Source organism: Haloferax sp. Atlit-10N (assembly GCF_003586325.1).
GTDB lineage: Archaea > Halobacteriota > Halobacteria > Halobacteriales > Haloferacaceae > Haloferax > Haloferax prahovense.
Window position 1 is genome coordinate 1 of the sequence record NZ_PSYX01000034.1, and the last position, 1511, is coordinate 1511.

At 51.8% G+C, this 1511-nt stretch carries 1 protein-coding gene; it reads right to left on the bottom strand.

Features of this window, described 5'->3' with window-relative positions:
• Positions 1 to 1511: helicase-related protein (locus C5B91_RS20970; protein WP_233547846.1), on the bottom strand; the 1511-nt coding region annotated here is incomplete at both ends.

Here is a 1511-nt window from a genome sequence, read left to right on the forward strand (position 1 = left end):
CAAGGTGTGCGAGTGAGACGTACCCATCTTCGCCAGGGGAGACGAAATACTGTGGTTCAGATCTGTTTGCGACCGCATCGTAGGTTTCCTGAAGCTCCTCGATATCGACCCCATTCTCCTCACAGAACGCTCGAACGACGTTCCTGAGATCGTCGTACTTCGATCCAATACCCTCCAACCGTTCGTCCCCAAACTCTGTGCCGCCCTCTTCCAGTCGTTCGTAGGTGATGAGCGTCTTGTGTACTTGCTCTTCAGCAGTATCCAAGATGGGAGCGGCATGACCGAACGTGTTGGCGATATCCTCGATTTTCTCTTGAATCCGCTCGACGAGCCCGAGCTGCTTCCGTAGGTCACCTGTCGGAGCAAAGTTGTAGATCCACAGTTCATCATGCCGCGTAGTGATGCGGTCAAGACGCCCAATTCTCTGCTCCATCTTCATCGGGTTCCAGTGGAGATCGTAGTTCACGAGAACTCGTGCATCCTGAAGATTCTGCCCGACCCATAGTACGTCGGTCGCAAACAGTATGTCAATCTCTTCACCGGGGGTCACATCGGCTTCTTGGGCTTCCGGAGCAAATCGCTCAACAATTCTCTCATCGTACCCACTTCCCCCGTGGACAAATCCGGCGGTAGGATTACTCGGATCTTGACCGAGCGTAGCAACGTTGGTGTGTGCTGGATTCTCTCCAGTTAGTTGCTCAAAGAGGTGCGTGATCGTGGGTACGTACTGGCTGAATATGAGAACCTTCTCGTCAGATAGCTCTCGATCAATTAACCCACGCAGGCGTTCCGCCTTCGCGTCTTTGGTGCGACCGTCTTCTTTAGTTTGAAGTGCATTCTGGGCTTGCCGTTTTATTCGATCCAATTCTCGAAGGTCTTCGTCAATGTCTGCTACAATCTCGTCCCTTTTCGATGGGCTAACTCTATTGAGGGCTTCTGCGACATCCTCAAAGTCAACATCTTTGGCGAAATCGTCCTCGAATGTATCCCGTATCTGTTCGACGGCGTCACTCCGGTTTTGCGCATCACCCAGGTCACCAGTAGCGATGTGACGTGTGATGCGCTCTCGTTCCATAAGCCGTTCAACGGAGTTCTCTAACGCGGCAAGGCTACTCTCAAGACGTTTGAGGAGATTGATGAGCATCAGAATGCTCGCATTCTGGTACTCAATGATTAGTTCCTCTTCTTCGTCTCCGTCAGCGTCATACCGATCAGCACTAACATAGGGGATGTTCAATCCGGAGTTCTCGGAGTCGTCTGAGCCGATGACTGTCTCGACGATATCACTATAGAGTTCGTCGAGACGAGGATCATCGGGTGTGACGAGACGGGGCATTCGATCAGGGACGCTAATGGCCCGATCTCCGATGGTGATGTCCTCATAATTTTCGAGAATGTACTTCCGGTCCCTCGATATAATCACTTCCCGCATAATCGATTCAATAAGCTTCTCAAGCTTCGAAATACGACTCTGGGTGCTCGTGGACTTGTCTTCCTCGCTGGAGAGGCGG